Source organism: Pseudocitrobacter cyperus (assembly GCF_039889165.1).
Lineage (GTDB): Bacteria > Pseudomonadota > Gammaproteobacteria > Enterobacterales > Enterobacteriaceae > Pseudocitrobacter > Pseudocitrobacter cyperus.
The window spans coordinates 294,605-317,301 of sequence record NZ_JAYMYY010000005.1 but is presented as its reverse complement, the minus strand read 5'-3'; the positions used below and the strand labels follow the sequence as shown (position 1 = coordinate 317,301).

The following is a 22,697-nucleotide window of genomic DNA, read 5'->3' as shown; positions in this document are numbered from 1 at the left end:
TTGTTGTGATGTTGTTGTGCGACACGTTATTCTGCTTTTATCTATAAGATAAGCATATGATATTAGTCAGAACCGATGCATGCGGTGTCATAGCAGCATAGTCTGCTAAAAACATACCCCATTTTTCGGATTTTGAAACGAGAAATTTAGAAGGGATGTAACAGATTTATGACATCGTCAGTGTCATGAACAATCGCCGGATGGCTCTGAACAAACAAAAACCCCCGGACTCGCATCCAGGGGTTATCAGGTACTGCTTAACGCGTTGTGCGGTTAGGCTTCAATCGCGGTGCGCAGTTTTTTCATCGCGTTCTTTTCCAGTTGGCGAACACGTTCCGCGGAAACGCCGTAACGATCGGCCAGTTCCTGCAACGTCGACTTGTTGTCTTCGTCCAGCCAGCGGGCGCGGATAATGTCCTGGCTACGCTCGTCCAGACCCATCATCGCATCAGTCAACTTATTAGCCGCCTGTTCTTCCCAGTTATCGTCTTCGATGCCGTCGGCAAAGTTAGACGTTTTATCCTGCAGATAAAGCACCGGCGCCATTGGCTGGCTGTCGGATTCGTCGTCGGAAGACATGTCAAAAGTCATGTCCTGCGCCGCCATACGGGATTCCATTTCACGGACATCTTTGCTGGATACGCCCAGTTCGCGCGCGACCATCTCGACTTCATCCTGGTTAAACCAGCCCAGACGCTGCTTGGTTTTACGCAGGTTAAAGAACAGCTTACGCTGTGCTTTGGTCGTTGCGACTTTCACAATACGCCAGTTACGCAGTACGTATTCGTGAATTTCCGCTTTGATCCAGTGTACGGCGAAAGAGACCAGACGCACGCCCACTTCAGGGTTGAAGCGACGAACGGCTTTCATCAGGCCGATATTACCTTCCTGAATTAAGTCCGCCTGCGGCAGGCCATAGCCCGAGTAGTTACGAGCGATATGAACAACAAAGCGCAGGTGAGACAGGATCAGCGTTTTAGCTGCTTCCAGATCGCCCTGGTAATGCAGCTTTTCAGCGAGCGCCCGCTCTTCATCAGCCGTCAACATCGGCCATGCGTTCGCAGCCCGGATGTAAGACTCCAGGTTACCAACAGGGGCTAAAGCTAAATTTTGCATTTCTTTGGTCATTCAATCCTCTCAATCAATATCGTCTGGCCGTTGAGCAACAATCGTGCCAGAGCTTTTGAGCAACGAGATTACCATTCACTCTTTTATCAGACAGTGATTTTATCCACAAGTTCAATGCAACACTGTGAATAGATTACGCACAAAATGTGACACCCGACGAGGGCAGGGGAATGGAAAGGGTGAAACGTATCCCCTGCTAACGGGAACTCGTAGCAGGGGAAGAGTATAACAGAACTTTATTACTCGGGAGTAAATCGACGTAAATGTTGTGCCGTTGCAAGCCATGCTGCAACCCAGCCGATCATCGAGCACACCAGCAGCAGTAACAGGCATTCATCGAACGATAACCCATTGAGTTCAAACTGAGTTCCGAATACACGCGCCACTTCCGTGACGGCGGATGAGAGCCGCATCACCAAAATTTCTGACAGAATCAGTGAAAGAAATGCACCGGAAAAACCGAGTAGCGCACCGCCATAGAGGAACGGACGCAGAATAAACCCGTCGGTTGCGCCGATCAGTTTCTGTACGTTGATGGTATCGCGACGAGCAAAAATGCTCAGGCGAACACTGTTACCGATGACGAGGAATACCGCCGCCACCATCAGCACGCCAATCATCGCCGACACGCGCCCAACCAGCCCGGTGAGCGACGCCAGGCGCGCAAACCAGCTATCATCCATACGCACTTCGTCCACGCCATCGACCTGCGCCACGCGGTCGCGCAGCGTATTCAGCGAGTCGGTGCTCTGGAAATCGAGTTTGGGGATCACTACCGCCACCGCAGGCAACGGGTTCTCCTCAAGCATATCCAGCGCGCCGCCGAAGCCCGACCAGTTACGGAACTCGCCCAGCGCTTCATCACGTGAAAGGTAGTTCACCTTTTCCACGCCCTGCTCCGCCTGCAACTGCGCGACCACGCGCGCTGCCGCATCGTCATCCAGCGTTTTTTGCAGATAAACGGTAATCTGCGGTGACGGGTAATACTGCGACGCCGCCGTGTTCACGTTCTTGTAGACCATGTAGCACACGCTCGGCAGCGTCAGGGAGATGGCGATCACCATCACCGTCAGGAACGTGGCGAACGGTTTGCTTTTCAGATCCTGCAATGCGCCCTGCCAGGCATAACGCACCTGCTCGTTGAACACATTGGTTTTGCGATTGGCAGGTTTCGGCGGCGCTTTCGGCCGCTTCGGCGCATTGCGCCCGCTGCCGCCTTTACCTACAGATTGACGAATACGATCCAGTCGGCCGCCGAACTGGCGGATTTGATTCATGGCTTCGCGCTTATTCATGCATCTGGCCTCCATGCAAATGGCCATCGCTGAGCGTCAGCATGCGGTAAGAACGGCTGGAGATAAGGCCCAGGTCGTGGGTCGCCATCAGCACCGTGACGCCAACGCGGTTAAACTCTTCAAACAGACGCAGAATGCCTTCCGACAGCGCGTTGTCCAGGTTACCCGTCGGTTCATCCGCCAGCAGTACAGCAGGTTTGTTCACCACCGCACGGGCGATACCCACGCGCTGCTGCTCACCGCCGGAGAGTTGAATTGGGAAGTTTTTCGCTTTGTCGAGCAAGCCGACTTTATCCAGCGCCGCAGAGACGCGGCGGCGAATATCATCGTAACTGGCCCCGGCAATAATCAGCGGGATCGCTACGTTATCAAATACGGTGCGATCCATCAGCAGATGGTGATCCTGGAAAATCATGCCGATCTGGCGACGCAGGAACGGCACCTCACGGTTTTTCAGACGGCTGATATCATGCCCACTGAAGTAAATTTTCCCGGCGCTTGGCCGTTCAATTCCGCAGATAAGCTTCAGCAGGGTACTCTTCCCTGCGCCGGAATGGCCGGTCAGGAATGCCATCTCGCCTGGTTGCATATGGAAGGTGACTCCCTGCAACGCTTGTCTCCCGCCGAGATAGGCTTTGCTGACGTGTTCAAAGCGAATCATTGTTAGTCCTCTCGGGCAAAAAGTGCCTCAATAAAATCGCCCGCTTTAAACGGACGCAAGTCCTCGATACGTTCGCCGACGCCGATATAGCGAATCGGAATACCGAACTGGTCAGCCACAGAGAAGATAACCCCGCCCTTTGCGGTACCGTCCAGTTTGGTGAGCGTGATCCCCGTCAGGCCAACGGCTTCATGGAACAGTTTGGCCTGGCTAATGGCGTTCTGACCGGTGCTGGCGTCAATGGTCAGCATCACTTCATGCGGTGCTTCTACGTCGAGCTTTTTCATCACGCGAACGATTTTCTTCAGCTCTTCCATCAGGTGCGATTTATTCTGCAAACGCCCTGCGGTATCAGCAATCAGCACGTCGATATTGCGCGCCTTCGCCGCCTGAATGGCATCGAAAATAACCGATGCGGAGTCTGCGCCCGTGTGCTGCGCGACGACCGGAATGTTATTACGCTGACCCCAAACCTGAAGCTGCTCCACCGCTGCGGCGCGGAACGTATCGCCCGCCGCCAGCATCACCGATTTACCCTGCTGCTCGAACTGACGCGCCAGCTTACCGATAGTGGTGGTTTTACCCACGCCATTAACACCGACCATCAGGATAACGAACGGGGTTTTGCCTTCAATATTAAGCGGTTCTTCCACTTTTGCGAGGATATCGCCCATTTCATCTTTCAGCAGGCCGTACAGAGCCTCGGCATCACGAAGCTGTTTGCGGCTGGCGCTTTCAGTCAGGCTGCTGATGATTTTACGCGTTGTCTCTACGCCGACGTCGGCAATCAGCAGTTGTTCTTCCAGCTCTTCAAACAGATCATCGTCGATTTTCTTGCCGCGGAACAGGCTGATAAATCCGGAACCGAGATTTTCTTTTGTTTTCAGCAGGCTGCGCTTTAGTCGCGCGAAGAAACCCTCTTTCGTTGGCTTCTCCTGCTCCTGCTGTACTTCTTCGGTGGCTTCCTCGCCATCGATGGCATTTTCTGCGGCGTCCTGCGCTGCCAGTGCCTGCGCATCGAGTTCTTCGTCGCTAATAGTGGGTTCATCTTCAACGACGGTCTCTTCCACTACCGCTGCTTCTGGCTCAACCTCTGCAATAACGGGTTCGGCTTCCTGAACAGGTTCGATGACCTCTTCAATCATCGCCTCTTCGGCCTGTACTTCTGGTTCGGCAATCTCTTGCGCGACCTCTTCCGGCAGCGGCAGCTCTTCGTGTTCAATCACCGCTTCCGGAGTGGCTTCCGGCACCACGGCCTCATCCGGCTGCGGTTTTTCACTTTCCACAATCTCTTCGGTGACTTCGACGACGTCAGCAGCAAAGGCTTCGCTCTCCTGCTCAGTGTGTTCAACAGGCGTTTCCTGCGCGGTTTCAATCGCCGCCGCGTCATCTTTTACAGGCTGTTCTTCTGACGCCTGCTCTTCGATTTTCTGTTCAGATTCAACGTCCTGCTGCTGTTCTTTTTGCCCAAAGCCCAGCCAGGAAAAAAAGCCACGTTTCTTCTCTTTTGCCATTTGCGACTTAACTCCTCGCGGTTTATTTATGGCGCTGTTTCGCCATTACAGGGGCGAAAGCTAAAATAATGATGAAATTAGTCGGTTAGTCTACCACTTAACGCGGCGCGCATCACCGCCTGCGGATTAAGGTTTCGTCGAAGTAAGCAGATCGTTAGAATAGCAGGCCAAAAGAGCGACCAGAGCAATAAAATGAAGAAACCAACCTCTGCGGGCAGCGGCCAGATCCGCATTATCGGCGGCCAGTGGCGTGGCCGAAAATTACCGGTTCCGGACAGCCCCGGCCTGCGCCCCACCACTGACCGCGTGCGCGAGACCCTGTTTAACTGGCTGGCGCCGTCAATGGTGGACGCCCGGTGTCTCGACTGCTTTGCCGGAAGCGGCGCGCTCGGGCTGGAAGCGCTCTCGCGTTATGCCGCGGGGGCAACGCTGCTGGAGATGGACAAACAGGTCGCCCAGCAGTTGCAGAAAAATCTCGCCACGCTGAAGGCGAATCAGGGCAAGGTCGTGAATGCGAACACGCTCTCATTCCTCAACCAGCCGGGCACGCCGCATGATATCGTTTTTGTCGATCCGCCGTTCCGTAAAGGGCTGCTCGCTGAAACGCTCGCCCTGCTGGAGAACAACGGCTGGCTGGCGGACGATGCGCTTATCTATGTTGAAAGCGAAGTGGAAAACGGCCTGCCAGCGGTTCCCGTAAACTGGGCGCTGCATCGCGAGAAGGTTGCCGGTCAGGTGGCATATCGCCTGTACCATCGTGAAGCACAAGGAGAAAACGATGCTGATTAATTTTGGTCGCTTGCTGATGCTATGCGTCTGGGCATTTTTGGTGCTCAATCTCATCCAGCCCTTCCCGCGTCCGCTGAATATTTTCGTTAACGTCGCGCTGGTGTTTATGGTGCTGATGCACGGTATGCAACTGGCGCTGCTGCAGTCCACCATGCCGAAAGACGGCCCGCAAATGACCAAAGGCGAGAAGGTGCGCATCTTCCTGTTTGGCGTCTTTGAACTGCTGGTGTGGCAGAAGAAAATCATGCCGAAGAAGAAGTAGTCGTTCTCTGTTATTTGCCGGATGGCGCTGCGCTTATCCGGCCTGTTAATCTGCCTTAAACGCCACAAACCGCGAGCCTTTATAACTCAGCACGCCTTTGTCGCCCACCGTCAACGCATGATACTGCGCGCCGTCGAGACGGAAACTCATCTCCAGTCCGCCCGCTTCCGGTTTAAAGCTCACGTCGTAGCGCAGGGTACTGCCCGCAGGAATTTCCGTTTGCTGGCGCGAACGACGGTCGTTCAGCACTTTTTCACGCTTGTTGCTGACCACAACGCGTTTTTGCAACAGCGGCGCGGCGTCGTTTTCCTGCTTTTCCCGCCGCTGCTGCACAAAGCGAAACGACGCGGCAATCACGATGATTGCGACCACAATGACGAAAAACAACGGCATCTTACTCATCATCATATCTCATAAGAATTTACGCAATTCGGGCAATACGGCATGGAAGACGATTGTCATTGACCGCCCATGAACACTACACTGAAGACCAGGACTACGCGTGTAATACCCCATTAATGATAACAGGGACTTAATATGCTTTGGTCGTTTATTGCTGTCTGCTTATCCGCATGGCTATATGTCGATGCGTCATACCGTGGCCCGGCCTGGCAGCGCTGGGTGTTTAAACCGGTCACCCTTATTCTTCTTCTGTTTCTCGCCTGGCAAGCGCCGATGTTTGAGGCCGTTGGCTATCTGGTGGTTGCAGGGCTCTGTGCTTCTCTGGTTGGCGATGCGCTTACGCTTTTACCACGCCAGCGTCTGCTCTATGCCATCGGCGCCTTCTTCCTGTCGCATCTGCTGTATACCATTTGGTTTGCCAGCCAGATGACGCTCAGCTTCTTCTGGCCGCTGCCGCTGGTATTGCTGGTGATTGGCGCGCTGCTGCTGGCCGTTATCTGGAGCAAGCTGGAAGAACTCCGTATACCTGTCGCAACCTTTATCGCCATGACGCTGGTGATGGTCTGGCTGGCGGGTGAACTGTGGTTCCTGCGTCCTACCAGCCCGGCGCTTTCCGGGTTCGTCGGCGCGGCGCTGCTGTTGCTGGGGAATATCGTCTGGCTGGTGAGCCACTATCGTTATCGCTTCCGCGCCGATAATGCCATTTCGTCGGCCTGCTACTTTGCCGGGCACTTTTTGATTGTCCGCGCGCTCTATCTGTAAAATGGCTCTTGACTCTGGAGTCGACTCCAGAGTGTATGCTGCGTTTAATGAAACAACGATCATTAACCGGAGGATACCATGTCGACTCCAGAGACGAAGCCCGCTAAAGCGCCGCAGTTTTCCTCGCTGAAGTTTACCCCTGCGCCCGCCAAAACGGACGACTGCTGCTGCGACGGCGAGTGCGCATCTACCGTTGCCGACAGCCTGCCGGATGCCCGCTATAGCTGGCTTGTCGATGGCATGGACTGCGCCGCCTGCGCGCGCAAAGTCGAAACGGCGGTAAGCCAGATCCCCGGCGTTAACCAGGTCAAAGTCCTGTTCGCCACCGAAAAGTTGCTGGTCGATGCCGATAACGACATTCGCGCGCAGGTGGAAAAGGCAGTGACTGCCGCCGGTTACACCCTGCGTGATACCCATTCTCCTGAAGCGGAAGAAACGCCTTCCCGCCTGCGCGAGAACCTGCCGCTCATCCTGCTAACCCTGCTGATGGCTATCAGTTGGGGGCTGGAGCATTTCAATCATCCGCTCGGCAATGCCGCATTTATCGCCACCACCCTGGTTGGACTTTATCCGGTAGCCCGTCAGGCGCTGCGCCTGATTAAGAGCGGGAGTTGGTTTGCTATTGAAACGCTGATGAGCGTCGCAGCCATTGGCGCACTGTTTATTGGTGCAACGGCGGAAGCGGCGATGGTGCTGCTGCTGTTTCTCATTGGCGAGCGGCTGGAAGGCTGGGCGGCGACCCGCGCACGTCAGGGCGTCAGTGCATTAATGGCGCTGAAACCGGATACCGCCGTGCGCGTGCGTGGCGACCTGCGTGAAACGATAGCGCAGCAGGATTTACGCCCTGGTGACGTGATTGAAGTGGCAGCGGGCGGGCGTCTACCTGCTGATGGTACGCTGCTCTCACCTTTCGCCAGCTTTGATGAAAGCGCCTTAACCGGTGAATCTATTCCGGTGGAACACAGTGCGGGCGAGCGCGTCAGCGCTGGCGCCACCAGCGTTGACCGTCTGGTGCAAATCACCGTGACGTCGCAGCCCGGCGACAGCGCCATCGACCGTATTCTGCGTTTAATAGAAGAAGCAGAAGAGCGTCGCGCGCCCATTGAACGTTTTATTGACCGCTTCAGCCGCATTTACACCCCGGCAATTATGGTCGTGGCGCTGCTGGTTGCGCTGGTGCCGCCGCTGGCGTTCTCCGCGCCGTGGCTGGAGTGGATCTACAAAGGCCTGACGCTGCTACTGATTGGCTGCCCGTGCGCGCTGGTGATCTCCACCCCGGCGGCGATTACCTCTGGCCTGGCAACCGCCGCACGCTACGGCGCGTTGATTAAAGGCGGTGCCGCACTGGAACAACTGGGTCGTATTCAGCAGGTGGCATTCGATAAAACCGGTACCCTGACCATCGGCAAACCGCAGGTAACGGCGATTGTCGCCACCGCCGACCTGGACGAAAATCATCTGCTGAAATTGGCTGCCGCCGTGGAACAGGGTTCAACCCACCCGCTGGCGCAAGCCATTGTTCGTGAAGCGCAACAGCGCCAGCTAACGCTACCCTCAGCCGACAACCAGCGCACGCTGGCCGGTTCCGGTATTGAAGCAGACGTTAATGGGCAACGCATTCTGATTTGCGCGGCGGGTAAATTCCCGGCGGATGCTCATCAGACGCAGATCGAAGAACTGGAAAAAGCCGGTAACACGGTGGTGCTGATAACGCGCGACGAGACACTGCTGGGTGTGCTGGCGCTGCGCGATACTCTGCGTGATGATGCCCGTGAAGCTATCAATACCCTGCATACGCTGGGCATCCAGGGCATTATCCTGACCGGTGATAACCCACGCGCGGCCGCCGCCATCGCGGGCGAACTGGGGCTCGATTTCCGCGCCGGGCTGTTACCCGCAGATAAAGTCAGCGAGGTGACGGCGCTGAATGCCAAAGCGCCGCTGGCGATGGTTGGAGATGGGATTAACGACGCGCCGGCGATGAAAGCGTCGACCATAGGTATCGCGATGGGCAGCGGCAGTGATGTGGCGCTGGAAACCGCTGACGCCGCGTTGACTCACAACCGCCTGACCGGGCTGGCGCAGATGCTGCGCCTGGCACGAGCAACCCACGCCAATGTGCGGCAGAACATCGCAATCGCGCTGGGGTTAAAAGGCATTTTCCTCGTCACCACCCTGCTCGGCATAACCGGGTTGTGGCTGGCGGTGCTGGCGGATACCGGGGCGACGGTGCTGGTCACGCTGAACGCGCTGCGGTTGTTACGGATTAAACTGCGGTGACGGGAAACACCGGATGGCGGCGACGCCATCCGGCACATTATTACATCCCCAACACCCGCGGAAGCCATAACGATATCGCCGGAACGTAGGTGACCAGCCCCAGCACCAGCAATAACATCCCATAGAACGGCAGCATCGCTTTCACCACGCTCTCAATTTTCTGCTTACTCACCGCGCTGGCGACAAACAGCACCGACCCCACCGGCGGCGTTATCAGGCCAATCCCCAGATTCACCATCATGATCATGCCAAAATGCACCGGGTCGATGCCCAGCGCATTCGTCACCGGCAGCAGCACTGGCGTCAGGATCAGGATAATCGGCGCCATGTCCATCAATGTACCAATCAGCAGCAGCATAATATTCAGGTACATCAAAATGACGTACTTGTTATCCGAGAGCGACGTAAAGAACGCCGTAATGCGCACGGGCAACTGCATATAGGTCATCACTGCGCCAAAAGCCGCGGCAAAACCGATCAAAATCATCACGATACTGACGGTTTTCACTGTCCGGCACATCAGTTTCGGTAACTCGCTCCATTTGTAGTCGCGGTAGATAAACATAGTGACGAAGAAGGCCCACAGGCAGGCCACCGCCGCCGATTCCGTGGCGGTAAAAATCCCGGAGAGAATACCGCCGAGAATAATAACCACCGTCATCAGCCCCCACAGCGCATCGACAAAAATCTTCAACGCCTGCTTTAACGGGATGCGCTCCCCTTTAGGATAGCCGCGCTTATGGGCGAAACCGAGGCACAGGATCATCAGGCACAGCCCAAGCAGCAATCCCGGCAGCACCCCTGCAATAAACAGCGAAGCAATGGACACCGTGCCGCCCGCCGCCAGCGAGTAAATCACCGAGTTATGGCTGGGCGGGATCAGGATCGCCTGCACCGAACCACTCGCCGTGACCGCCGCCGCGTATTCACGCGGGTAGCCCTTCTTTTCCATTTCCGGGATCATCACACTACCGATTGATGCCGTATCCGCCACTGATGAGCCGGAAATCGCGCCGAAAAAGGTCGAGGCGACAATGTTCACCAGCGATAGCCCGCCGCGAATAAAGCCCACGAACAGATAGGCGAAGTTGACCAGCCGCCGGGCAATGCCGCCCTCGGCCATGATCGCGCCCGCCAGAATAAAGAACGGGATCGCCAGCAGGGTAAATTTATTCACCCCACTGGTTATCTGGATCATCAATGCTTCCAGCGGCAAATCAATCCATAGCGCCCCGGCGACGGCGCTCAGGCCAACAGCAAATGCAACGGGCATCCCCACGGCCAACAAAATGGCGAGGGTGAAAAGCAAAATAAACGCATCCATTTTTCACCTCATCAACCGTGGTTGCCGACAAGCACCACCGGGCGGTGTTCCTGCGAACCGAATAGCAGGCGCTCAATCACAAACAGAATTAACACCGCAGAACCCACTGGCAACGGCAGATAGCTCTCGCCAGAGGTCATTACCGGAAATTCAGCAACGGGTTGCTCCCAGAGTTCAACGCAGAGCCAGAAGCTGTACCAGAACATAACGGCGGTAACGAGCAGCATCAGCAGATCCACCAGCCGCGCCGCAACCTTTTGCAACGGGGCGGGCAGCCGGTCGGTGAGCATATTGACAGCGATATGCGACCCGGCGCGGTAGCCGACCGCCGCGCCGATAAAGGTAAAAGTCACCATGCAGATAATGGCGACCGGCTCCGGCCAGGACTCACCCCGATTAAGCACGTAGCGGGAAAATATCCCCACCGGAATCACAATAGTCATCACCAGCAGCGATACCCCCGCCACCCACATCGACAGCATATAGAGCCTGTCCATTACCCACGAAAAGCGTTCAGACATAGGGCCTCCGTTACTGGACATCGGCAATGGCTTTCATCAGATCCTGATGCTTCTCGCCATAGGCTTTGCGCACCGGCTCCGTAGCCTGAACGAAGAAGGTTTTGTCGATTTCGTGGAACTGCACACCGCCCGCTTTCATCTTCGTCAGCGCTTGTTCGTTGTAGGCTTTCCACAGCTCACGCTGCTCAAGCTGCGCTTCACGAGCCAGAGTGATGATTTTTTGCTGATCGTCCGCGCTCAGTTTGTCCCACTTCACTTTCGAGTAAAGCAGCATTTCCGGGGTGATAAAATGGCCGCTCAGGGTATAGTTTTTGGCGACGGGCAGGTAGTTATGGGCGATAAACGTCGGTGGATTATTCTCTGCGCCGTCAATCACCCCCGTTTGCAGGCCGCTGTAGACTTCGCTGACGCCCATGGCGACGGAGTTCGCGCCCATGTCTTTTAACGTCGCCAGCGCAACCGGACTGCCCTGTACGCGGATCTTCATGCCCTTAAGATCTTCCGCCTTCAGCACCGGTTCTTTGGTAATGAGGTTACGCGTACCGGAATCCATCCAGCCCAGGAAGACCAGCCGTGATTTCGGGTTATTGGTGAGCTTGTCGCCAATCTGCTTGCCAATCTCGCCGTCGATCACCTTATGCATATGATCTTCATCGCGAAACACGTAGGGCAAGGTAAAGACTTCGATATCGGGCAGAATTGCCGCCACCGGCGCCATCGACACGCGGATCATGTCAATCGCCCCCATTTGCGCCTGCTCGATCATCTGCTTCTCATCGCCCAGTACCCCGCCGGGGAAAACTTTAATCTCCAGCTTGTCATCGGTTTGCTGTTTGAGTTTCTCCCCCATATGCTGCACCGCCACCACGTTGGGATAGCCTTCCGGATGAACATCAGCGGCCTTGATCACCTGCGCTGAGGCATGTGTGGTAAAAAAGAGGGCGGCGGTTGAGAGGCAAAAAGCGGCCACGAATGGCTTAACAGTCATCTTCATCGGTCAGCTCCAGCGGTATCTTTGAGATAAGAGATAAAACGTTGTTTTATTTTTACGCTTAAAAACTAGACGGGAAGTGCAAGGCGGGCGGTGAGATAACTCACAAAAGAAACAATTTCGAAACGCGATTTTAACGATGTGATAACGATATTTCAGGGCAGATCACAAAATCTGCCCTGATAAAATCAGTGGGATTTACGCAGCAGATAGCGATATGGCAGAGCGTCCGTCTCTTTGGCAATCAGTTCATGTTCCATGAACGTGCAGAAACCGGGGATATCGCGGGTGGTCGCCGGGTCATCGGCAATAATCAGCAGCGTTTCGCCCACGGGCATCGTGCGCACGGTTTTGCGCACCATCATCACCGGCTCCGGGCAGCGGAGGCCGAGGGCGTCCAGGGTATGGTTTGGGCTGGCGAACAGATCGGTCATTTTGGTCTCACTGTGGAAAAATCGCCCCTAGTTTACGCCTGCATTTTTGTGACGCAAGTCAGGTTAACGATTGCGTGAAAAACAACCATTGCAAAGCAATGTGGAAGCAGTATTATTCGCCACCTTGGTTCAAAAAGGGCAAATCGTTTTATTGGGTTCCCTCACCCCAAACACTAAAAAGGTACAATATGACTCTCTTTACATCCGCACAGCGCAAGCATGCGCTGGTTTGGCTATCGCTGTTTCATTTACTGGTTATTATCTCCAGTAACTATCTGGTGCAACTGCCAGTCTCAGTTTTTGGTTTCCACACCACCTGGGGCGCATTCAGCTTTCCGTTTATTTTCCTCGCCACCGACCTCACCGTGCGGATCTTTGGCGCACCGCTGGCGCGACGCATCGTCTTTGCGGTCATGATCCCGGCGCTGATAGTCTCCTACGCGGTTTCATCACTTTTTTATATGGGTGAGTGGCAAGGTTTTGGCGCGCTGGCAAGCTTCAATCTGTTTGTCGCCCGTATCGCCGCCGCCAGCTTTATGGCCTATGCGCTGGGGCAGATCCTCGACGTTCACGTCTTTAACCGTCTGCGTCAGAGCCGTCACTGGTGGTTGGCGCCGACCGCCTCAACGCTGTTCGGTAATATCAGCGACACGCTGGCCTTCTTTTTCATCGCCTTCTGGCGCAGCACCGACCCGTTCATGGCGCAGCACTGGGTGGAAATTGCACTGGTCGATTACTGCTTTAAGGTGCTGATCAGCATTCTCTTCTTCCTGCCGATGTACGGCGTGCTGTTAAATATGCTGATGAAAAGGCTGGCAGACAAATCTGATTTGTCAGCAATGCAGCCAGGTTAAAGGTTCGTTTTCCGAGTTGTGATAAGATGGGTGAATGAGCCGTTAATGGCCGTTTATCGAAAGGAAGAAGTCAATGCGCAAATTGGTGAAATACGTTGGTATTGGCCTGCTGGTTGCCGGGCTGGCAGCCTGTGACAACAGCGATACCAAAGCTCCGGAGCAGGGTGCGGCGGCAGAGAGCAACACCTCCGGGCAGCCTGTGAGCCTGCTGGATGGCAAGCTGAGCTTCTCATTGCCCGCGGATATGACCGACCAGAGCGGCAAAATGGGTACTCAGAGCAATAATATGCATGTCTACTCCGATGCGACCGGGCAGAAAGCCGTTATCGTTATCGTGGGCGACAACACCAGCGAAGATCTGGGCGTGATGGCAAAACGCCTGGAAGAGCAGCAGCGCAACCGCGACCCGCAGTTGCAGGTGGTGACCAATAAATCCATCGAGGTGAAAGGTCATACGCTGCAACAGCTCGACAGCATCATCTCCGCCAAAGGCCAGACCGCTTACTCTTCGGTTATTCTTGGTAAAATCGACGGCAAATTGCTGACCATGCAAGTGACCCTGCCGGCAGACAATCAGCAGCAGGCGCAGGCTGCCGCTGAGAACATTATCAATACTATCGTTATCAACTAATTAGTCTGATGACGACGCGGCCTTCGGTTGTTCAACCGGAGGCCGTTTTTTTAACCGCCAGCCCAGCAGCAACGCTATCGCCACTAAACCCGCAGCGGCCAGATAAATGGTCGACACGCCCATCCATGCCATCATCAGCCCGGCAAGCGGCCCGGTAATACCGAGCGAGAGATCCATAAACACCGTGTAGGTCGCCAGCGCCGAGCCCTGATTCTGCTGCGGTACCGCTTTCACCGCCACCACGCCAAGTGCCGGGAAAACCAGCGAGAAGCCTGCCCCCGCAAAGAAGGTGCTGATTTTCGCCACCAGCGGCGTCACCGCAAAGCCCACCAACAGCAAGCCGATAATCTCAACCGTAAAGCAGATCATCGCCACGTTCAGCCCGCCCAGGCGGTTGATGCCGTTGGGGAACAGCAAACGCGTACCAACGAATGCACAGCTAAAGAGCGTCAGCGCGAACGCCGCGCCATCCCAGCCTTTGGCGTCATAAAACAGCGTGATGAAGGTTGCGATAACGCCAAAGCCCGCAGAGGCCAACGCCAGCGCCATACCGTAAGGCCAGACGCGCCCCAGCACCGCGCGAAACGACATCACTTTGCCTTTCGCCGCTTTCACTTCCGCGCGCGGCAGGGCACAAATCACCGCCAGTGCCGCGACGGCCATAATGACTATCGCCAGGCCATGCAGGCCACCGTAGTGATAGCAAACCACGCCGAGTGGTGCGCCCATCGCCATCGCCCCATAAGTGACGATGCCGTTCCAGGAAATCACCCGCCCAATATGTAGCGAGCCCACCACACCAACGCCCCACAGCGTCGAGCCGGTTCCGGCAAAGCTCTGGCCGATGCCGAGGATCACGCGCCCCAGGCACAATAACAGCAGGCTCACCATCGGCCAGCCACCGCCCATCGCCGCCAGCAGATAACTCAGCCCGCTAAGGAAACAGCCGCACAGGCCAAACACCACAATTTTCTTCGGGCCGAGCTGGTCGGCATAGCGCCCGGCATGAGGGCGGCTTAACAGCGTGGCGAAGTATTGCAGGCTGATAACCAGCCCCGCCCAGAACGCGCTAAACCCCATCACATCATGGACATAGCCCGGCAGTACCGCGAGCGGCAGGCCGATGGTAAGGTAGCTGGCAAAATTGAAAATGACGACGGAGACGATGCGTAAATTGAGGCGAAAACCGCTGAGTTGCGCCCCATCTGCGGCTTCAGGCATAACGAACATCCGGGTTTTAAAACGATGTTTTTATTATTGCATGCGCGGAAAGTGAAGTCGTGCGCTTTTGCGCCGCACACTTTAGGATAATGCACCTGCCGCTTCGCACTACACTTAATGGCGAACGATCAAAAGGAATGAGACATGACATCCCCACAGCCTGATAAAGCAGGCCTGCATATTTTACTCAAACTCGCCGCTCTGGTGGTGATCCTGGCAGGTATCCACTCCGCCGCCGATATTATCGTTCAGCTTCTACTGGCGCTCTTTTTCGCTATTGTCCTGAACCCGCTGGTGACGTGGTTTTTACGGCGGGGATTTTCCCGCGCACTCGCCATCACCATTGTGATGATAGTGATGCTCTTCTTCCTTACGGCGCTAATGGCCGTACTCGCCTCATCAGTCAATGACTTCATTGCCCTGATGCCGAGCTACAACAAAGAGCTCACCCGTAAGTTTATTGAATTACAGGAGATGCTGCCGTTTCTGCATCTGCACATTTCGCCGGAAAGGCTCCTCCAGCGGATGGATTCTGAGAAAGTCATGACGCTGGCGACCACCTTAATGACTCAGCTTTCCGGGGCGATGACCAGCATCGTGCTGCTGATCATGACCGTAGTGTTTATGCTTTTCGAAGCCCGCCATGTGCCTTATAAACTGCGCTTTGCGCTCTCCAACCCGAAAATTCACATCGCCGGGCTGCACCGGGCGCTGAAAGGCGTATCCCACTATCTGGCGCTGAAGACCCTGATAAGCCTGCTGACTGGCATCATTGTCTGGCTCGGCCTGTTGCTGCTCGATGTACAGTTCGCGCTGATGTGGGGCGTGCTGGCTTTTCTGCTGAACTACATACCCAATATTGGTTCGGTGATCTCCGCCATTCCACCGATGGTTCAGGCGCTGCTGTTTAATGGCTACTATGAATGTTTGATGGTGGGTGCGCTGTTTCTGGTGGTGCACATGGTGCTGGGGAATATTCTTGAACCGCGCGTGATGGGGCATCGTCTGGGGATGTCGACGCTGGTGGTGTTCTTATCGTTGCTGATATGGGGATGGCTGCTGGGGCCTGTCGGCATGTTGCTCTCAGTACCGCTCACCAGCGTCTGTAAAATCTGGATGGAAACCACAAAGGGCGGCAGCAAACTGGCGATACTCCTTGGCCCGGGGCGGCCTAAAAGCCGCCTGCCGGGCTAGTTATTAGCGCAGGTTTGCCGGGAAATCTTTCGGCAATTCACTGGCGGCGCAGGCGATGACGCTGTCATCGTCCGGGCCGCAGTCGCGAACAAAGGTGATGGTCGCGAACTCATCAATCACTTCGGTCGGATAAGCCGGGCCTGCGTCACGATAGGCATTCATCAGCGGAATATGATCGTTCTGGAAGCAGACGGTTTTTTCCGGGTTATTCATGATCCAGCGCGGGAAGAAGATAGTGCCGTGGAACAGTTTGTCGCCCAGGTTAACAATCAGGCTGACATCAGTACCGGTCGGTTCAGTCCACGAAATTTTGTAGATGCTTTCACCCACGCGCACGATGTACGAGCGCTGGTCTTTCACCCAACGATTTCCCACCAGGCCACTGTGAATACGATAGTCGAGCGTGGTGGCGTTTTTCACGTAAATCTCGTAGTTCCAGCCGTTGTCGTAGGTATAGACCAGATGTTTACCGATAAAACCGCTCAAATCTTGTTTATCAAAGCTGCTCATTATTTATTCTCCTCTTTTCGATGAGGCTATCTTATTGCTTTAAAATATGAATGAATAACGCTATGTTTGAATGAAATTCATCTAAATTTTAAATCAATTATGCACAAGACAACCCTGGAACAGTGGATGCTTCTCGAAAAAGTAGTTGAGTTGGGGAGCTTTGCCAAAGCCGCGGAAGAGACCCATCGCAGCCAGTCATCGGTAAGCTATAACCTGTCACTGCTACAGGAACGTCTGGGCGTCGCACTGCTGGTACCGGAAGGCCGTCGCGCGGTGCTCACCCCTGCCGGAGAGCTATTACTCAGCCAGGTAAAACCGCTGCTGAAAGCCTTTGCCTGGGTCGAAACCCGTGCGGCAACGCTGCGTGATGGGATGCGTACCCGGCTGGATCTGGTCGTAGACAGCGTTTTTCCCCGTAAGCGGTTGTTTGCGATTCTGCGCCAGTTTCAGCAGCGCTATCCGCAAACCCAGGTCAGGTTAACGGAAGTTCTGGAAAGCAGCACCGACAGCGATACCGCGCAGGCGGAAGCGGATGTCATGATCCTGACGCGCCGTCAGGATATTACCGGACGCGGCGAGTGGCTGATGAACATCGACTTTGTCGCCGTCGCCCATCGCGACCACCCGCTGTTTCATCAGGATGAGCCCTTCAGTGATGAGATGCTGCGCACCTGGCCGCTGGTGCGGATTGCCGACCACGACAGCACGCACCAGCCGGGTAACGACGCCTGGACCTTCTCAACGATAGATGCCGCCATTGATGCGGTGATGTATCAGGTCGGCTACGGCTGGCTGCCGGAAGAACGTATACAGCGCTTGCTGGAACAGGGGGTTCTGAAACCCTTACCCCTGCATCACGGCGCACGGCGCGCCACGCCGTTGCATTTGATCGTGAAGCAGGATCTCGTGCCGCTGGATGAGCAGGTAGAGACGCTACTGAAACTGTTTGCCGCGCCGGATAGCGCTACGCCATTGTGCTAATCGTCTTCCTGAAGCGTAATAATGCAATCATAAAAAACGCCGCGCCAATTGCCAGCAGCGTGACAAACTGCGGCCAGACAATATCAAACCCGGCACCGCGATAAAGAATAGCCTGCGCCAGGCTGACAAAATGGGTGGTCGGCATCGACAGCATAATGTCCTGCACCATTTGCGGCATGCTTTCGCGCGGCGTCGAGCCGCCGGAGAGCATCTGTAGCGGCAGCAGCACCAGAATCATCAACAGCCCCAGTTGCGGCATCGAGCGCGCCACCGTGCCCATAAAAATCCCAATGGAGGTGGTGGCAAACAGACTTAACGCAACCCCCAGCATAAACAATGGTATCGAGCCCTCAATCGGCACCCCCAGTACGCCCTGCACCATCAGCACCAGCGACAATCCCGACACCACCAGCACCACCAGCCCCATCGACCAGATCTTAGCCATCATGATTTCAAACGGCGTAATCGGCATCACCAGCAAATGTTCCACGGTGCCATGCTCACGCTCACGAATCAGCGCCGAGCCTGTCAGCACAATCGCCAGCATGGTGATGTTGTTGATAATCGCCATCACTCCGCCAAACCACGCGGGTTCAAGGTTCGGGTTGAAGCGCATGCGCGTTTCCAGCGCCACCGGCGGTTCGCTGTTATCCCGGTAGCGGGCGACAAAGCTGTTCACTTCGCCATTGATGATGCTCTGAATGTAGCTGTTGCCGGTAAACGCCTGGCTCATGCGCGTGGCATCGACGTTCACCTGTATATCCGGCTGACGCCCGGCCAGCACGTCGCGCTGGAAATTAGGCGGGATATTCACGGCAAAAGTGTAGCGCCCGGCATCCAGCCCGGCGTCCATCTCATCGGCGGTGATCATCTCCGGCGGCAGAAACCACGGGCGATAGAAGCTGTTTACTATACGGTTCGAAAGCTGCGACTGATCCATATCCGCGATCGCGATTGGCGCCAGATGCAGCGACCCCGGCGTAACCGTCGCTGAAGAATAGACCGACAGCGTAAAGGCAAAAATAATCAGCGCCAGCATCGCCTTATCGCCCAGCAGGCTGCGCAACTCCTTGATCCCCAGATTATAAATATTGCGTAATCGGCGCATCACCCCTCCTGTTTTTTCAGCAACAGCACGCTCAGGCCAATCACCAGCGGCACCGCAACCAGCAGCGGAATAAAGAGTGGCCAGAGATCACCCAGATCCAGCGCCTTCGAAAACGTGCCGCGGGCGATAGTGAGAAAATGGCTGGTCGGGTAGATCTCACCTATCCACCTCCCCGGCCCTTCCAGCGACGCTACCGGGTCGATCATCCCGGAGAACTGCGTCGCCGGGATCAGTGTGATGATCGAGGTGCCAAAAATGGCGGCGATCTGGCTTTTCATAAAGGTGGAGATCAGTAGCCCCATCCCGGTGGCGATGGTGACGTAAAGCAGCGCCGCCAGCGTAAGCGTAAGAAAACTGCCCTTATGCTCAACCCCAAAAACAAACACCGACAGCGCGCACAGCAGGAAGAAGTTGAGCATCCCCAGCGCGATATAGGGCAACTGCTTACCCAACAGAAATTCGCTGCGCGTGGTCGGCGTGACATAGAGATTGATGATAGAACCCAGCTCTTTTTCACGTACCACGCTCAGGGCGCTAAGCATCGAGGGGATCATCATCAATAACAGCGGGATCACCGCGGGGACAATCGCCGGAAGGCTCTTCACATCGGGGTTATAGCGGTAGCGCGTTTCGATGGTCATCAGACTGGTCTGTGCATTCTTCATCGGCTGGCGACTGGCGACATCCTGTAGCCAGGTCTGGTGCATCGCCTGTACGTAACCCTGCACCGTTTCTGCGCGGCTCGGCATGGCGCCATCCACCCAGACGCCGATTTTTACCGGCGTACCACGCGCAATATCGCGGCCAAAATTCGGCGGAATTTCAATGGCAACGGCCACATCGCCCGCCCGCATGCGCGTATCCAGTTCGTCATAGCTGGAAAGCGGCGGCTGTTCGATAAAGTAGCGGGAACCCGCAAGATTAAGAGACCATTGCTGGCTGCTCAGGGTCTGGTCGCGGTCAAGCACCGCAAAACGCAGGTTCTCCACGTCCATGCTGATACCATAGCCCATAATCAGCATCAGGATGACCGTGCCAAGCATCGCAAGCGTTGAACGCACCGGGTCGCGGCGCAGTTCCAGCGCTTCGCGGCGACTGTAGCTCAACAGACGCCGCAGGCTGAAGCCCTGACGCGGCGATTTTGGCGCTTCATGCACCACCGGGATTTCGTCAGGCGGCGGCACCTCCGGCGCAGGGCCGGATGCTTCCTGAAGCCAGGCGATAAACGCCTCTTCCAGATTTGCCGCGCCACGACGTTCCACCAGCTCCTGCGGCGTACCGCTGGCGAGCACTTTTCCCGCATGCATCAGCGACATGCGGTCGCAGCGCTCCGCTTCGTTCATAAAGTGGGTGGAGATAAAAATGGTGACTTTATCCTGCCGCGACAGGTCGACCATCAGTTGCCAGAACATATCGCGCGCCACCGGGTCAACGCCGGAGGTCGGTTCATCCAGAATCAGCATTTCCGGGCGGTGGATCACCGCCACCGCCAGCGAGAGACGCTGACGAATACCCAGCGGCAGCGCGGCCGGAAGCACATCCTCAACGTCGTTCAGCATAAAGCGCGCGCTCATCTGCGCCACCCGTTCGGGGATCTCCGCTTCGGGTATGTGGAACAGGCGCGCGTGCAGTTCAAGGTTTTGCCGCACGGTCAGTTCGCTGTAGAGCGAAAACGCCTGCGACATATAACCCACCCGTCGGCGGGTTTCGATATCGTTCGGGTCAACAGGCTGACCAAATAGCCAGGCTTCGCCTTCGCTTGCAGGAAGCAGCCCCGTCAGCATTTTCATGGTGGTTGATTTACCGCAGCCGTTCGAACCCAGAAAACCGAAAATCTCACCGCGCGGGATACGAAAATTCACATGATCAACCGCGACAAAATCGCCAAAGCGCATGGTCAGGTCACGTGCTTCAATGGCGATCTCCGCATTTTCTGCCTGATACGGCGGAATAACCACCGGCTTATGTGCCTGGCGCTGCGCTTCCGGCAACAGGGCGATAAATGCCTGTTCCAGTGTCTGGCAGTGGGTTTTTTCACGCAGTTGCTGCGCGCTGCCCGTCGCCATCACTTCACCCGCGTTCATTGCCACCAGCCAGTCGAAGCGTTCCGCCTCTTCCATATAGGCGGTCGCGACCAATACGCTCATATTGCTTTGCCGTGCGCGGATGCTGTCGATCAGATCCCAGAATTGTGCGCGGGAGAGCGGGTCAACGCCGGTCGTGGGTTCATCCAGAATCAACAACTCCGGGTCGTGAATCAGCGCACAGCACAGTCCCAGTTTTTGCTTCATCCCGCCGGAAAGTTTCCCGGCAGGGCGATCGCGAAACGGCGCCAGCCCGGTACTGTTCAGCAGTTCGGCGATCCGTGTTTCACGCTCCGCTTTATTGTGGCCGAACAGGCGGGCGAAGAAATCGACGTTCTCGTATACCGATAGGGTGTGATAAAGGTTTTTCCCCAGCCCCTGTGGCATCCAGGCAATACGCGGGCAGACACTGCGCCGGTGATCCCCATCGCGCATATCGCCGCCCAGTACCACGACATTACCCTGCTCAATCACCCGCGCGCCGGAAATCAGCGACAACAGGCTCGATTTACCCACGCCATCCGGGCCAATCAGCCCTACCATGCAGCGTGAAGGAATGTTCAGCGTGACGTTATTGAGCGCCACCGTCGCCCCGAAGTGCTGACTCACGCCCTCAAGCTGCGCGACAGGCTCCCGTACCTGCCCGTTCATTGCGGCAGCCTCACCACCAGATCATCCGGCCAGGGTTGCTGCTCATCAAGACGCACCCACGCCATACCCGGCAGCCCGGTTTTCACGTACTCCAGATGCTGTTGCAGGAGTTCCTGCGGAATACGCGCTTTCACACGGAACATCAGCTTCAGGCGTTCATCGCGGGTTTCCACGGTTTTGGGCGTAAACTGGGCGACACTTGCCACAAAGCTGATGGTCGCCGGAACGCGCAGATCCGGCGCGGCATCCAGCACCAGACGTGCTTCTCCGCCAATTTTCAGCAGCCCGGCCTGCTCGGTGGGCAGGAAGAATGTCATATAAACATCGCTGAGATCGACCATATTCAGCACCCTGCCGCCCGCCGCCAGCACCTCGCCGGGCTCCGCGACACGATACTGCACGCGCCCGTCACGCGGCGCTTTCAGTTCACTGTCATCGATATCCGCCTGAATACGCCTCACGGTCGCCTGTGCTGCTTCAACGCGGGTTTGCGCCTGAATGATATTGGTGCGCGCCGCTTCAATGGCCGCACTGGACGCCGAGACCTGCGCCTTCGACGATTCCAGCGCTGCGCGGGCGCTCTCTGCTGCCGCACGATCGTCATCTAACTGCTGAGCCGAGACGGCTCCCCGCGTCGACAGAGTTTGTGAACGGGTATGACGTTTGGACACGGATGCCAGTTCAGCATCGCGCTGCTTCACTACCGCCTGCGCGGCGCGCATTTCACTCTGACGCTGTTCAAGCAGTGCCTGCGCGGCCGCCACGGCGCTTTCCGCTTCTTTAATTTGCGCAATGGCTTCCAGCCGTTGCTCCTGTAGCACGCGCGTATCCATCTTCGCTAACACTTCGCCCCGGCGCACAAACTGCCCTTCCGACACCAGAATCGTGTCGATACGCCCGGCGATTTTTGTCGCAATATCCACTTCAGTGGCCTCGATTCGGCCATTACTGGCGGCGAAACCGTCCGGCACGCCTGCGGGCCGTAACATCCACCACGCCACTGCGGCCACCACCACCGCGATACCAATAATCCATCCTGTTAAATGACGCTTAATGTTGTCCATATTCGACCCGCCATAATCCCTGTTACCAAACCACGC

At 56.1% G+C, this 22,697-nt stretch carries 22 protein-coding genes; 8 read left to right on the top strand and 14 right to left on the bottom strand.

The genetic code is table 11. The features are described 5' to 3' along the window. Positions 1-273: 273 nt before the first annotated feature. The 4 genes from rpoH to ftsY form a co-directional block, all read right to left on the bottom strand. Entirely contained in the window at positions 274-1,128 is an 855-nt protein-coding gene (gene rpoH / locus VSR74_RS17335; protein WP_347795862.1) for an RNA polymerase sigma factor RpoH, read from the bottom strand. Between the two features lie 239 nt (positions 1,129-1,367). Then, a complete protein-coding gene (gene ftsX / locus VSR74_RS17330) occupies positions 1,368-2,423 on the bottom strand; it encodes a permease-like cell division protein FtsX (protein ID WP_347795861.1) in 1,056 nt (351 codons plus the stop codon). After that, on the bottom strand, positions 2,416-3,084 hold the full coding sequence (gene ftsE, locus VSR74_RS17325) for a cell division ATP-binding protein FtsE (RefSeq protein ID WP_347795860.1): 669 nt from the start codon (positions 3,082-3,084) through the stop codon (positions 2,416-2,418). Before ftsE ends, ftsX begins: the two co-directional genes overlap by 8 nt. Before the next feature lie 2 nt (positions 3,085-3,086). Next, entirely contained in the window at positions 3,087-4,598 is a 1,512-nt protein-coding gene (ftsY, locus tag VSR74_RS17320) for a signal recognition particle-docking protein FtsY (protein ID WP_347795859.1), read from the bottom strand. 192 nt (positions 4,599-4,790) lie between these two features. Between ftsY and rsmD the strand changes: the two genes are divergently transcribed. Together rsmD and VSR74_RS17310 are read left to right on the top strand one after the other, a co-directional pair. After that, positions 4,791-5,387 (top strand): 16S rRNA (guanine(966)-N(2))-methyltransferase, encoded by a 597-nt coding sequence (gene rsmD, locus VSR74_RS17315; protein WP_347795858.1) that lies wholly within the window; start codon positions 4,791-4,793, stop codon positions 5,385-5,387. After that, positions 5,377-5,649, top strand: a complete 273-nt coding sequence (locus tag VSR74_RS17310) for a DUF1145 family protein (protein WP_347795857.1) — start codon at positions 5,377-5,379, stop codon at positions 5,647-5,649. The genes rsmD and VSR74_RS17310 overlap by 11 nt, the downstream gene beginning before the upstream one ends. 45 nt (positions 5,650-5,694) lie before the next feature. On the opposite strand, the gene VSR74_RS17305 is transcribed toward VSR74_RS17310, so the two are convergent. Further along, positions 5,695-6,051, bottom strand: a complete 357-nt coding sequence (locus VSR74_RS17305) for a DUF2500 domain-containing protein (RefSeq protein WP_347795959.1) — start codon at positions 6,049-6,051, stop codon at positions 5,695-5,697. Between the two features lie 135 nt (positions 6,052-6,186). On the opposite strand from VSR74_RS17305, the gene VSR74_RS17300 reads away from it, so the two are divergent. Both VSR74_RS17300 and zntA read left to right on the top strand, forming a co-directional pair. Beyond that, positions 6,187-6,813, top strand: a complete 627-nt coding sequence (locus VSR74_RS17300; RefSeq protein WP_347795856.1) for a lysoplasmalogenase — start codon at positions 6,187-6,189, stop codon at positions 6,811-6,813. Between the two features lie 78 nt (positions 6,814-6,891). Beyond that, positions 6,892-9,093 carry a Zn(II)/Cd(II)/Pb(II) translocating P-type ATPase ZntA gene (zntA, locus tag VSR74_RS17295; protein ID WP_347795855.1) on the top strand — a complete coding sequence of 734 codons (2,202 nt, stop codon included), beginning with the start codon at positions 6,892-6,894 and terminating at the stop codon, positions 9,091-9,093. Positions 9,094-9,133: 40 nt separating this feature from the next. Here the strand turns inward: zntA and VSR74_RS17290 are convergent, their stop codons facing one another. From VSR74_RS17290 to tusA, 4 genes are all read right to left on the bottom strand, one after another. Next, positions 9,134-10,417, bottom strand: coding sequence for a TRAP transporter large permease (locus VSR74_RS17290; protein WP_347795854.1), 1,284 nt, complete (start codon positions 10,415-10,417; stop codon positions 9,134-9,136). 11 nt (positions 10,418-10,428) lie between these two features. Next, entirely contained in the window at positions 10,429-10,938 is a 510-nt protein-coding gene (locus VSR74_RS17285; RefSeq protein WP_347795853.1) for a TRAP transporter small permease, read from the bottom strand. Between the two features lie 10 nt (positions 10,939-10,948). After that, complete coding sequence (locus VSR74_RS17280) at positions 10,949-11,932, bottom strand: TRAP transporter substrate-binding protein (protein ID WP_347795852.1); 984 nt, start codon at positions 11,930-11,932, stop codon at positions 10,949-10,951. 185 nt (positions 11,933-12,117) lie between these two features. Further along, the gene (gene tusA / locus VSR74_RS17275; RefSeq protein WP_149464092.1) at positions 12,118-12,363 is read right to left on the bottom strand and encodes a sulfurtransferase TusA; all 246 of its coding nucleotides are present in this window, start codon (positions 12,361-12,363) and stop codon (positions 12,118-12,120) included. Between the two features lie 188 nt (positions 12,364-12,551). Here tusA and VSR74_RS17270 point away from each other — a divergent pair, with 188 nt between their 5' ends. Together VSR74_RS17270 and VSR74_RS17265 are read left to right on the top strand one after the other, a co-directional pair. Then, positions 12,552-13,217, top strand: coding sequence for a 7-cyano-7-deazaguanine/7-aminomethyl-7-deazaguanine transporter (locus VSR74_RS17270; protein WP_347795851.1), 666 nt, complete (start codon positions 12,552-12,554; stop codon positions 13,215-13,217). Positions 13,218-13,290: 73 nt separating this feature from the next. Then, positions 13,291-13,848 (top strand): DcrB family lipoprotein, encoded by a 558-nt coding sequence (locus tag VSR74_RS17265; RefSeq protein ID WP_347795850.1) that lies wholly within the window; start codon positions 13,291-13,293, stop codon positions 13,846-13,848. Here VSR74_RS17265 and VSR74_RS17260 read toward each other — a convergent pair whose 3' ends face one another. Further along, complete coding sequence (locus tag VSR74_RS17260) at positions 13,849-15,069, bottom strand: MFS transporter (protein WP_347795849.1); 1,221 nt, start codon at positions 15,067-15,069, stop codon at positions 13,849-13,851. Positions 15,070-15,213: 144 nt separating this feature from the next. Between VSR74_RS17260 and VSR74_RS17255 the strand changes: the two genes are divergently transcribed. Next, positions 15,214-16,263, top strand: coding sequence for an AI-2E family transporter (locus VSR74_RS17255; RefSeq protein ID WP_347795848.1), 1,050 nt, complete (start codon positions 15,214-15,216; stop codon positions 16,261-16,263). Between the two features lie 3 nt (positions 16,264-16,266). Here the strand turns inward: VSR74_RS17255 and VSR74_RS17250 are convergent, their stop codons facing one another. After that, complete coding sequence (locus tag VSR74_RS17250) at positions 16,267-16,776, bottom strand: phenolic acid decarboxylase (protein WP_347795958.1); 510 nt, start codon at positions 16,774-16,776, stop codon at positions 16,267-16,269. A 96-nt stretch (positions 16,777-16,872) separates the two neighbouring features. Here VSR74_RS17250 and VSR74_RS17245 point away from each other — a divergent pair, with 96 nt between their 5' ends. Beyond that, positions 16,873-17,754 (top strand): LysR family transcriptional regulator, encoded by an 882-nt coding sequence (locus VSR74_RS17245; RefSeq protein ID WP_347795847.1) that lies wholly within the window; start codon positions 16,873-16,875, stop codon positions 17,752-17,754. On the opposite strand, the gene VSR74_RS17240 is transcribed toward VSR74_RS17245, so the two are convergent. Genes VSR74_RS17240 through VSR74_RS17230 form a run of 3 tightly spaced genes read right to left on the bottom strand, consistent with a single transcriptional unit; the run spans position 17,738 to position 22,661 of the window. Next, positions 17,738-18,862, bottom strand: coding sequence for an ABC transporter permease (locus tag VSR74_RS17240; protein WP_347795846.1), 1,125 nt, complete (start codon positions 18,860-18,862; stop codon positions 17,738-17,740). The two genes, VSR74_RS17245 and VSR74_RS17240, sit on opposite strands and share 17 nt — an antisense overlap. Next, entirely contained in the window at positions 18,862-21,597 is a 2,736-nt protein-coding gene (gene rbbA, locus VSR74_RS17235) for a ribosome-associated ATPase/putative transporter RbbA (RefSeq protein WP_347795845.1), read from the bottom strand. Before rbbA ends, VSR74_RS17240 begins: the two co-directional genes overlap by 1 nt. After that, entirely contained in the window at positions 21,594-22,661 is a 1,068-nt protein-coding gene (locus tag VSR74_RS17230; RefSeq protein ID WP_347795844.1) for an HlyD family secretion protein, read from the bottom strand. The genes rbbA and VSR74_RS17230 overlap by 4 nt, the downstream gene beginning before the upstream one ends. Positions 22,662-22,697: the final 36 nt, after the last annotated feature.

Bases quoted from the DNA above. Each gene is read 5' to 3' on its own strand.
- VSR74_RS17310 (WP_347795857.1), top strand. From the start codon at position 5,377: ATGCTGATTAATTTTGGTCGCTTGCTGATGCTATGCGTCTGGGCATTT.
- VSR74_RS17300 (WP_347795856.1), top strand. From the start codon at position 6,187: ATGCTTTGGTCGTTTATTGCTGTCTGCTTATCCGCATGGCTATATGTC.
- rbbA (WP_347795845.1), bottom strand. From the start codon at position 21,597: ATGAACGGGCAGGTACGGGAGCCTGTCGCGCAGCTTGAGGGCGTGAGT.
- ftsY (WP_347795859.1), bottom strand. From the start codon at position 4,598: ATGGCAAAAGAGAAGAAACGTGGCTTTTTTTCCTGGCTGGGCTTTGGG.
- VSR74_RS17285 (WP_347795853.1), bottom strand. From the start codon at position 10,938: ATGTCTGAACGCTTTTCGTGGGTAATGGACAGGCTCTATATGCTGTCG.
- rsmD (WP_347795858.1), top strand. From the start codon at position 4,791: ATGAAGAAACCAACCTCTGCGGGCAGCGGCCAGATCCGCATTATCGGC.
- VSR74_RS17290 (WP_347795854.1), bottom strand. From the start codon at position 10,417: ATGGATGCGTTTATTTTGCTTTTCACCCTCGCCATTTTGTTGGCCGTG.
- VSR74_RS17280 (WP_347795852.1), bottom strand. From the start codon at position 11,932: ATGAAGATGACTGTTAAGCCATTCGTGGCCGCTTTTTGCCTCTCAACC.
- ftsX (WP_347795861.1), bottom strand. From the start codon at position 2,423: ATGAATAAGCGCGAAGCCATGAATCAAATCCGCCAGTTCGGCGGCCGA.
- VSR74_RS17245 (WP_347795847.1), top strand. From the start codon at position 16,873: ATGCACAAGACAACCCTGGAACAGTGGATGCTTCTCGAAAAAGTAGTT.
- VSR74_RS17240 (WP_347795846.1), bottom strand. From the start codon at position 18,862: ATGCGCCGATTACGCAATATTTATAATCTGGGGATCAAGGAGTTGCGC.
- VSR74_RS17305 (WP_347795959.1), bottom strand. From the start codon at position 6,051: ATGAGTAAGATGCCGTTGTTTTTCGTCATTGTGGTCGCAATCATCGTG.
- VSR74_RS17270 (WP_347795851.1), top strand. From the start codon at position 12,552: ATGACTCTCTTTACATCCGCACAGCGCAAGCATGCGCTGGTTTGGCTA.
- VSR74_RS17230 (WP_347795844.1), bottom strand. From the start codon at position 22,661: ATGGACAACATTAAGCGTCATTTAACAGGATGGATTATTGGTATCGCG.
- VSR74_RS17265 (WP_347795850.1), top strand. From the start codon at position 13,291: ATGCGCAAATTGGTGAAATACGTTGGTATTGGCCTGCTGGTTGCCGGG.
- ftsE (WP_347795860.1), bottom strand. From the start codon at position 3,084: ATGATTCGCTTTGAACACGTCAGCAAAGCCTATCTCGGCGGGAGACAA.
- zntA (WP_347795855.1), top strand. From the start codon at position 6,892: ATGTCGACTCCAGAGACGAAGCCCGCTAAAGCGCCGCAGTTTTCCTCG.
- rpoH (WP_347795862.1), bottom strand. From the start codon at position 1,128: ATGACCAAAGAAATGCAAAATTTAGCTTTAGCCCCTGTTGGTAACCTG.
- VSR74_RS17255 (WP_347795848.1), top strand. From the start codon at position 15,214: ATGACATCCCCACAGCCTGATAAAGCAGGCCTGCATATTTTACTCAAA.
- VSR74_RS17260 (WP_347795849.1), bottom strand. From the start codon at position 15,069: ATGCCTGAAGCCGCAGATGGGGCGCAACTCAGCGGTTTTCGCCTCAAT.
- tusA (WP_149464092.1), bottom strand. From the start codon at position 12,363: ATGACCGATCTGTTCGCCAGCCCAAACCATACCCTGGACGCCCTCGGC.